Raw genomic sequence first — 9,443 nt, forward strand, 5'->3', positions numbered from 1 at the left:
CGTCTCGACGGTCGGCGTGAGCGCGCGCCGCCTAAACTCCGGAAGTGGTGGTTCGTCGCTCAAAAGACGTATCACCAACCGGCATATTTACCCATGTCCCGATCGCCCCAGCCGTCGCGCCTGATTCTTGCCCGCCCTGCCCGTCCCGCCTTAACTGATCTGCCTTCCCCACCGATATCGCCCAGCGCCCTGCGTACCGGACTGGCCACCGTCGCCCTGTGCCTTGCAGCATGCACGTCACCCACGCCCCCGACGCATCAGGCCGCCGAAACGACAAAAAAACCGGAATCCCACGCCCCGTCCATTTCCGCTCATTACAACGCCGATGTGCGTCGCACGACCGACGGCACCGCCCATGTTCGCGCGGACAACTGGGGCGGCCTCGGTTATGGCTTCGGTTACGCGCAGGCGCAGGACAATCTCTGCACACTCGCCGAGAGCATCGTGACCTTTCGTGGCGAGCGCTCGCTGGCCTTCGGAGCGGACGGTCGGGTTGCCCGGCGCGCCACTTTCGGCCAGCCGAACAACCTCGATGCGGACGTCTTCTTTCGTCTGACGTTCGATGCCGCCACCCTCGACCGGTATCGCGCCGCCCAGTCGCCGCGCGGACGTGAGCTGGCGCAGGGCTTCGCAGCTGGTGTGACGCGCTATCTGCAAGACGTGCGAGCGGGCACAGACGCCGCGCAGCACACCGCGTGCCGTAACGCCGACTGGATGCGCCAGCTAGGCACCGTGACGGAGGACGACGTCTACCGCCGTCTCTACGCCGCCACCCTCGCCGCGAGCGCCGCCACGCAGATCACCGCCATCGCGACGGCCCGGCCGCCTTCGGCCAGTGCGGCGATCAATGGACGATCACGCCCGGTGCGCACGATCGCAACATCGTTGCCCGCCGGAGTGCCCCCGACGTCGTTGGCATCGATCAACGATGCGGGCGTCGGCAGCAACGCGTTTGCCTTCGGGGCGTCGCTGAGCGCCGACGGTCAGCCGATCCTGTACGGCAGCCCGCACTGGTACTGGGAGGGCCCCGACCGGCTGTACCCTGCGCACCTCACGATCCCCGGCCAGCTCGACGTCTCCGGCGTCGGCATGCTCGGCGCGCCGTTCGTCATGATCGGCTTCACGCAGAACGTCGCGTGGACGCATACGGTCTCGAGTGCGCGACGCTTCGGCCTCATGGCCCTCACGCTCGATCCGTCCGACCCGACCCGCTACCGGATCGACGGCCGAACCGAAGCCATGCAGCGCGTGTCCGTGACTGTCCCCGTGCGCGATGCGCAGGGCAAGACGTCGACCGTCTCACGAACGCTGTATCGCACGGCGGACGGGCCGGTCGTCAATCTCTCGGCCATGTCCCCGGCGCTCGGCTGGACGACGCGTCAGGCACTGGTCCTGCGCGATGCCAACGCGAACAACTTCGGCTTGCTCGACCACTACCTGCGCATGGCACAGGCCGACTCGCTCGATGCGTTCGCGTCCGGCATGCGCACCGATGCGGCCAATCCGTGGGTCAACACCGTGGCCATTGGTCGACGCGACCCGCGCGTGTGGTTCGGCGACATCGGCCCGGTGCCAGGCGTGCCGGACACGTTGTCGGCCGCTTGCACAGCAAAGCCCGCAGGACTGGCCTTCGCGAAGGCCGCGCCGGGCCTGCCCGTCCTCGACGGCAGCCGCAGCGCCTGTGCATGGCAAACCGCGCCAGACAGCCCGTTGCCCGGCACGCTGGGCCGCCGGGAGATGCCGGACATCATGAGCGACACGGTCGTCGCCAACATGAACGACAGCGCGTGGCTGGCCGCGCCGCATGCGCCCCTCGCCCGTCTCAGCAGTGTGCTCGGCCAAAGCAACGCGCCGCTTTCGCTGCGCAGCCGCGCGGGCCTGCAACGCATCGCCGCCTTGCGCGCCGCAGGTCCGGTCACGACGCAGGCCGTACGTGAGTCCGTGCTGCGCGCCGCCCCCCTGTCCGCCGACCTCACTCGCAAGTCGCTCCTCGCGCGGGTTTGCCCGTCAGCGGTCGAACTTAAAGACAAACGCTTCGACGTGCTTATCACCCAAGACCCCATCGACGGCAAACCGCTGAAGTCGCCGCAGACCGTCGATCTCGCGCCCGCCTGTCGCGTGCTGGACGCGTGGGACGGCACGGGCGAGCGCAGTGCCCGGGGCGCGAACTTGTGGGATGCCGTCTGGATCCGGCTCGCAGGCGTCGACGCCACCGGCCGCCGGGCGTTTGCCGAACCGTTCGATGCAGCGCACCCTGTCGCGTCGCCCGCCGGACTCTCCGCAGACAGCGCGTCGCTCGCGCAAGTGCTGGGCGCGGCCGTGCTGGAGATGCAACGTATGGGACTGGCGCTCGGCAGCCGACGCGACGAAGCGCTCTTCGCCACGCGCGGCGGACGTCGCATCGGCCTGTCGGGCGGCTGCGACATCGCGGGCTACTTCTCGATCATGTGCGCCGACGCCCGCATGGGCACCGACCGCTACGGCATGGACACGGCACCGCGCGGCGATACGTATCTCCAGGTCGTCTCGTTCCCGGACGATCCGGCGCGACGCGTCGCCGCCGCCACCCTCGACGCCTCCGGCCCCTCGGACGACCGCGACGATCCGCGCAACGCGACTGCCCTGCAAGCGTGGGCCGACAAGCGCTGGCAGGCCGCACCGTTCACCGAGGCCGACGTTGCGGCGGCCACCGTCAGCGTGCTGCATCTGTCGCAATGAGGCCGCCTATACGAGAGGCCGATGATGCCCCCCTAAATATCCGACCAGTTGGTTCGTCCACTACTCGATAGGTGCCGTCGCCCGGGGATTCGAGTGCGCACGTCGCCTCAGTCTTCGATAAAAACCTAGGAGTCTTAGATGAAGCACTACGGGAGCGCACGTGGCCGGGGGGCCAGTCGCCTGCAATCGATCCATCGCCCGATCCACCCAATCCACCGTCACATCGCGCTGGCCGCAAGCCTTGCCTTCGCGCCGCTGGCCCTCTCCCACGGTGCGTGGGCGCAGACCACCGTCCAGCAGGGCGACGTCGCGCTCTCGCCCACGCAGGTCAGCGCCGAGCGCGCCCCGGAGAACGGCGCAGGGCCGGTCGATGGCATCGTCGCCAAGCGCAGTACCACGGGTACCAAGACGGATACCCCGCTCATCGAGAATCCGCAGTCGGTGTCGGTCATTCCGAAGGAGATGATTCAGGATCTGGGCGCGCAGTCGGTCAGTCAGGCCATGCGATATAGCGCCGGTGTGCTGCCGGACAACGCAGGCTTCGAGACGCGCTTCGACTGGATCAACATTCGGGGCTTCTCGGCGTCCACGCTGGGCCTGTTCATGGACGGCACGCGTCTGCAATCGGCGACAGAATTCCAGCTCGATCCGTACGGCCTCGAGCGCATCGAAATCCTGCGCGGACCGTCGTCGGTGCTTTACGGGCAGAACACGCCCGGCGGCCTGATCAACATGGTGACGAAGAAGCCGCTGGAGACCCCGCTTCACGAAATTCAGCTCTCGGCCGGTTCGTTCAAGAACAAGCAGGCGGCCTTCGACTTCAGCGGCCCGCTCGACGCCGACGGCCGCGTGCTCTACCGCCTCGTCGGCCTGTTCCGCGACAGCAACACGCAGGTCGACTACACCCCGAACGACCGCATCTACATCGCGCCGTCGCTCACGTGGAAGGCCACGGACAAGACCACGATCACGTTCGAGGCCAGCTACCAGCGCGATAAGCTCGGCTTCGGCCAGTTCCTGCCCGCGTCCGGCACGGTGCTCCCGAACCCGAACGGTCAGATTCCGGTCGGCCGCTTCGTGGGCGACCCGAACTACGACAACATCAAGCGCGAGCAGGTGTTCGCCGGTTATCAGCTCGAACACCGCTTCAACGATCAGGTGTCGTTCAAGCAGGCTGCACGCTATTCGTACTTCGACTACAAAGTCGACACGAACGCTTACGGTCTGGGCTTCGCGCCGGGCAGCACGCGACTGATCAACCGGTTGCCGTTTGCCGACTATCGTCAGACGGATGTGCTCACCATCGATAACCAGTTGCAGACGAAATTCACCACGGGTCCGCTCTCGCACGTGGCGCTTTTCGGCTTCGACTATTACTACTACAACGAGCATCGCAGCATGCGTCAGGGTGTGGCGAGCGCGGCGAACCAGCTCGACATCTTCTCCCCCAACTACGGCGCGGCCGTGTTCGGTCTGACGCGTCAGGCAGCGGATTCCGATTCTCGCTTCACGCAAGGCGGCCTCTACTTCCAGGACCAGATCAAGTACGAGAAGTGGTTGCTCACGCTGGGCGTACGTCAGGACTGGGTGGCACAGAACGTCTACAACCGGCTGACGAACCGCTCGTCGAATCAGGCAGACCAGCAGGCGACCTATCGTGCTGGCCTGACGTATCTGTTCGACATGGGGCTGGCACCGTACTTCAGCTACTCCGAATCGTTCCAGCCGAACGTCGGTGTGGACCGCTTTGGCAACCAGTTCAACCCGTCGAAGGGCAAGCAGTATGAAGTCGGTGTGAAGTACCAGCCGAAGGGCTACAACAGCTTCGTCACGCTGTCGTTGTTCGACATCCGCATGACGAACGTGCTCACGCCCGATCCGGCCAACACGGCGTTCTCGATCACGACGGGCGAGCAGCACTCGAAGGGCTTCGAACTCGAAGCGGTCGGCGAAGTCACCGACAACCTGAAGGTGATCGGCTCGTACACGAACACGAACATCACCAACTCGAAGACGACCGACCCGACGCTGCTGGGCAAAGTACCGCCGCAGCAACCGCGCACGGCCGCCGCCCTGTGGGCCGACTACACGTTCCACGCCGGTGTGCTCAAGGGCTTCGGCTTTAACGGCGGCATTCGTTACGTCGGACCGACCTTCATCGACGCGACCAATACAGCCGGACAAGCGCCGTCGCGCACGCTGGTCGACCTGGGCCTGCACTACCAGTTGGACAAGCACTGGCGCTTCCAGCTCGACGGCAGCAATATCTTCGACAAGACCTACGTCGTGTGTGTGACGACCTCACAGTGCGCCTATGGTGCACGTCGCACGATTCTCGGCACGGCCAAGTACAGCTGGTAAGTCATTGGACGTCTGAAAGGTCGTAAAAAAAGCGAGGCCAATGAACTGGCCTCGCTTTTTTGTTTCGAACGCAACCTCGGTCGCCGCAATGTCACGCGGCGACGCTCACCCCGGTAGTGCTCACTTCGCTCACGTCTCGAACAGCCCGTGCGACATCGTCGATCCACGCCTTCGTGCGAGGCAGTTGCATGTGACTCGACGCGACCGTGCCCTCGTACACCGGCGCTGCGCCCATCGCGCGCGACAACCGCTCACGGTCGTCCGTCGCACGCCGCTCGACCCACCATGCATGCACGGGCACCACGGACGGACGCAGACGATGAACGTCCGCCAAGGCACGCAAGTGCGCCGTCACCCGGAACATGTGCGCGAGTTCATCGCGACCGAGCGACGCGTAATCACCCTCAGCGGTCACCGGCGCACCGCCCTGCCCGTGCATCGTCAACGCGGCATCGACAGCAGCCGCCAATACGCCCTCATCCAACGGCTTCCCGGCGTGCGGTGCGAGCGACGCGCGTAGTTTCCCCGCGCCGACCTGCGGCAGAATCGTGACGAGATAGTCAAGCAGATCGCCCGTCCAGTCGCGCGACGATGCGACGGGTGGCGCATCGTCCTGCTGCGCCGGTACGAACGTATCCGCCAGTCCGAGGAACGCCACCGTCTGGCCGCTGGCACGCAGACGCTCGGCCATCGCCATCGCAATCGGCCCACCGAGCGACCAGCCGAGCAAGTGATACGGCCCGTTCGGCTGAGCGATGCGCACGGCGTCGACATATCGCCCTGCCATTTCGTCAAGCGACCTATCCGACCACGCCGGATCGATCAACATGCGCGACTGAATGCCGATCACCGGACGTTCGTCGGCCAGTGCCTGCGCAAGCGGACGGTAGTCGAAGACAGTGCCCACCGCCGGGTGAACGCAAAACAGCGCAGGCGCCGATGACTTGCTGGCGTTCAACCGCACCAGCAGGTCGCCACCGGCCGATGGCGCCGCCTGCGAAGGGGCAAGTGCGGCGGCAAGGCGTGCCACCGTGCCGTGCTGCATCAGTTCGCGCAGGCTGACCTTGAGCGGCGGCGTCCCGCGTTTGAGCCGCGCAATCACCTGCAACGCCAGAATCGAATCGCCACCGATCTCGAAGAAGTTCGCGTCGCGGCCCACCTGCTCCGTCTTGAGGACCGCCTTCCAGACTTCCGCGATGCGTGCTTCGAGCGCGCCGATCTCGCCTGACGGCGCCGCCTGCGCCTTCGCGTCCCCGTCGGACGTGTCGGTCGACATCGCCGCCAGCAACGCGCGACGATCCACCTTGCCGTTCGCCGTAAGCGGTAGTGCCGTCAGACGCACGATCCGCGACGGCACCCAGGCCGACGGCAACGCCGAGGTGAGCGCTGCCTTCGCGTCGGTCTCGGTCAGCTCCCCCGTGTAGCCGCCGAGCAATTGCGATTGCCCGCGCGCGTCGCGCTCCACGAGGACGATGGCGTCCTGCACACCGTCCAGCGCGCGCAGCGCATGGGCCACCTCGCCCGGCTCCACGCGATAGCCGCGAATCTTCACCTGATCGTCGGCGCGTCCGAGATAGACGATTTCACCGTCTGCACGTCGCTTCACCCGATCGCCCGTGCGATACATCCGGGCGCCCGGACGCCACGGATCCGGCACGAAGCGCTCGGCTGTCTTGCCTGGCTCGCCGAGATAGCCACGTGCGAGCGCGACACCGCCGATATATAACTCGCCGCTTACGCCCGGCGGCACCGCGTTGAGATCGTCGTCGAGTACGTAGGCACTCACGTTCGGCAACGGCAGGCCGACAGGCAACAGCGCATCATTGGATGCCGCACGGTGAGTGAGCACGCCCACGGTCGTTTCGGTCGGTCCGTAGTGATTGAGCACACGTAGCGACGGACGATGGGTGTGAAGCAACGTCAGCAACTCGGAATCCGCCGCTTCCCCGCCCACGATCAGCCAGTCGTTCGGAAGCACGTCCGGTCCTGCGGCCAGCATCAGCCCCTTCAGATGGCTCGGCACGATCTTCGTCGCCCCGATGCGGCGTGCACGCATCCACTCGGCGAAGCGTCCCGCGTCGAAAGCATCTTCCTGCGGCATGAGATGCAGCGGGCGTCCCATCGCGAGCGCGCCGAACAGCACCGTGTGCCCGAGGTCGGCCGCGACGGTCGAGACCATCGCCATCCCGGCGTCTTCCGGGAGATCGTGCAGTCTGGAGGTCACGCCCTGTACATAGTTATGCAACGCACCCCGGCTCACAACGACACCCTTCGGCTGTCCGGTGGACCCCGACGTGTAGATGACGTAAGCCGCCTGCGCCGGATGCACGCTGCGACTGACGAAACGCACCTCGTCTCCCGCCAGCACATCGACGATGGCCAGCGTCTGGCAGCCGTCGACCTGAGGGACCGATGCGACATCCGGCGCCACGATCAGTGCCTTTGCACCGCTCGCTGCGATCAGTTGTGCGAGACGTGCGGACGGCTGCGTCGGGTCCAGCGGCACGTAGGCCGCCCCTAGCTTCCACACACCGAGCATCGCGGCGACCCAACCGACGCTGCGCGGCATCAGCAATGCAATGCGATCCTCCGCACCGACGCCCTGCGTCGCGAGCGCGTGCGCCACGCGATTGGCATGCGCGTCGAGCGTGCGACGCGACCACGCACCGTCCCCGCCTTCGACGGCCAGCACATCGCCCTGCTGAGCGACGCGCGACGCCCATGTCTCCATCCAGTCGCGCGTGTCCCACAGGCGCCGCTCGCCGTCGGTCGTGACGGGCACGTCGGTGCTCAGCGCGATATCGGCGAGCGGGTCGCCCGGGGCTTGCGTCAGTTGCGTTAGCAGACGGTGGAACGCACGCGCTAACGGCTCGACGGTCGTGGCGTCGAACAGGTCCGTGGCGTACGTCAGCGCGATCTGCAACGTGTCGCCGCGCTCCAGCGTATCGAGCGAGAGATCGAAGTGCGAGCTTTGTCCGGCAACGACCACCGGCTCGATCCGAAGACCGGCCATCTCCGGCACGGCGTCGCGTGCAATCTCGTGATTGAACTTCGCCTGAAACAGCGCGTTGACGGACGCATCGCGTGCCGGTTGCAACGCTTCGACAAGCTTGTCGAACGGCACGTCGGCATGCGCTTGCGCTTCGATGGCCCGCGCGCGCATCGTCGCGACAAGACCGCCGAACGATGTTGTCGGATCGAGCGGCACACGCATCACCTGCGTGTTGACGAAGAAGCCGATCAGCGGCTCCGTTTCCAGCTTCGCGCGCCCCGCGACCGGCACGCCAACGCAGACGCTGCGAACACCGGCAATGCGTCCCAGCCACACGCCATACGCCGCCAGCAACACGGTGTAGAGCGTGGTGTCGTGAGTACGCGCCAACTCACGCAGCCGTGCGGTGAGCGGTGCGTCGGCTTCCATGACATATGTCGTGCCGCGTCCGCTCGGCGCTGCCGGACGTGGACGGTCCGTCGGTAACGGCAATATGGGATGGTCTTCGCCAAGCTGCGCACGCCAGTAGGCTAGTTGACGCTCCAGTTCACCGGCTTCGAGCCAGCCACGTTGCCAGATGGCGTAGTCGGCGTACTGCACCGGCAACACAGGCAGCGGCGCGACGTGAGTCCCCGCTCCGCCGGTCCCGACGAATTGGGCGTAGCCACGCGTGCATTCCTCGACCAGACGCGTCATCGACCATGCGTCCGCCACGATGTGATGCAGCGTGAGCAGCAATACGTGTTCATCGGCCGCTACACGAATCAGTCGTGCCCGCATCAACGGCGCAGCGTCCAGCGCGAAAGGACGGACTGCTTCGTCACGCGCGCATGCTTGCACGCGCGCGTCTCGATCGGCAACGGTCGTGTCATCGCTTTGCCAGTCTTCGTAGTCGATGGAGAACGGCACATCGTCATGTACACGTTGCACGGCCCCGTTCGGCCCTTCGTGAAAGCTGGTGCGCAGCGCTTCATGCCGCGCGACGATGCCCGCGAACGCCTGCGACAGCGCTACAACGTTCAGCGTCCCTTTCAGCCGCACAGCGGCCGGAATGTTGTACGCGCCCGTGCCCGGATGCAGTTGCTCGACGACCCACAGGCGTTGCTGAGCATACGACAGCGGCGCATCGGCCCCGTCACGCAGCCCACCGGGGATCGGCAGACTGGCCAGATCGACGCCCTGCTCACGGGCGCGCGACTGAAACACGCGACGCTTGTCGCCCGGCAAGGCGAGGAAACGTCGCATCAATGCCGAGTCGTCAGCCTTGGGAACATGGGCCACGTTGGCCGAATTGGCGAGAGACATCGCGAAATCCTTCTATCGAACCACCAGAAATCGAATGGAGATGGCCTCGCGTTGCGCATGACTCGGC

At 66.0% G+C, this 9,443-nt stretch carries 3 protein-coding genes; 2 read left to right on the forward strand and 1 reads right to left on the reverse strand.

The genetic code is table 11. The annotated features are described in order from the left end of the window. Positions 1-93: 93 nt before the first annotated feature. Positions 94-2,718 (forward strand): penicillin acylase family protein, encoded by a 2,625-nt coding sequence (locus tag NTU39_RS16965; protein WP_444511747.1) that lies wholly within the window; start codon positions 94-96, stop codon positions 2,716-2,718. Between the two features lie 138 nt (positions 2,719-2,856). Further along, the gene (gene panL, locus NTU39_RS16970) at positions 2,857-5,079 is read left to right on the forward strand and encodes a TonB-dependent pandorabactin receptor PanL (protein WP_150663232.1); all 2,223 of its coding nucleotides are present in this window, start codon (positions 2,857-2,859) and stop codon (positions 5,077-5,079) included. Between the two features lie 91 nt (positions 5,080-5,170). Here panL and NTU39_RS16975 read toward each other — a convergent pair whose 3' ends face one another. Next, positions 5,171-9,376 (reverse strand): non-ribosomal peptide synthetase, encoded by a 4,206-nt coding sequence (locus NTU39_RS16975; protein ID WP_257958110.1) that lies wholly within the window; start codon positions 9,374-9,376, stop codon positions 5,171-5,173. Positions 9,377-9,443: the final 67 nt, after the last annotated feature.

Source organism: Pandoraea commovens (assembly GCF_024704525.1).
GTDB classification, from domain to species: Bacteria; Pseudomonadota; Gammaproteobacteria; order Burkholderiales; family Burkholderiaceae; genus Pandoraea; species Pandoraea commovens.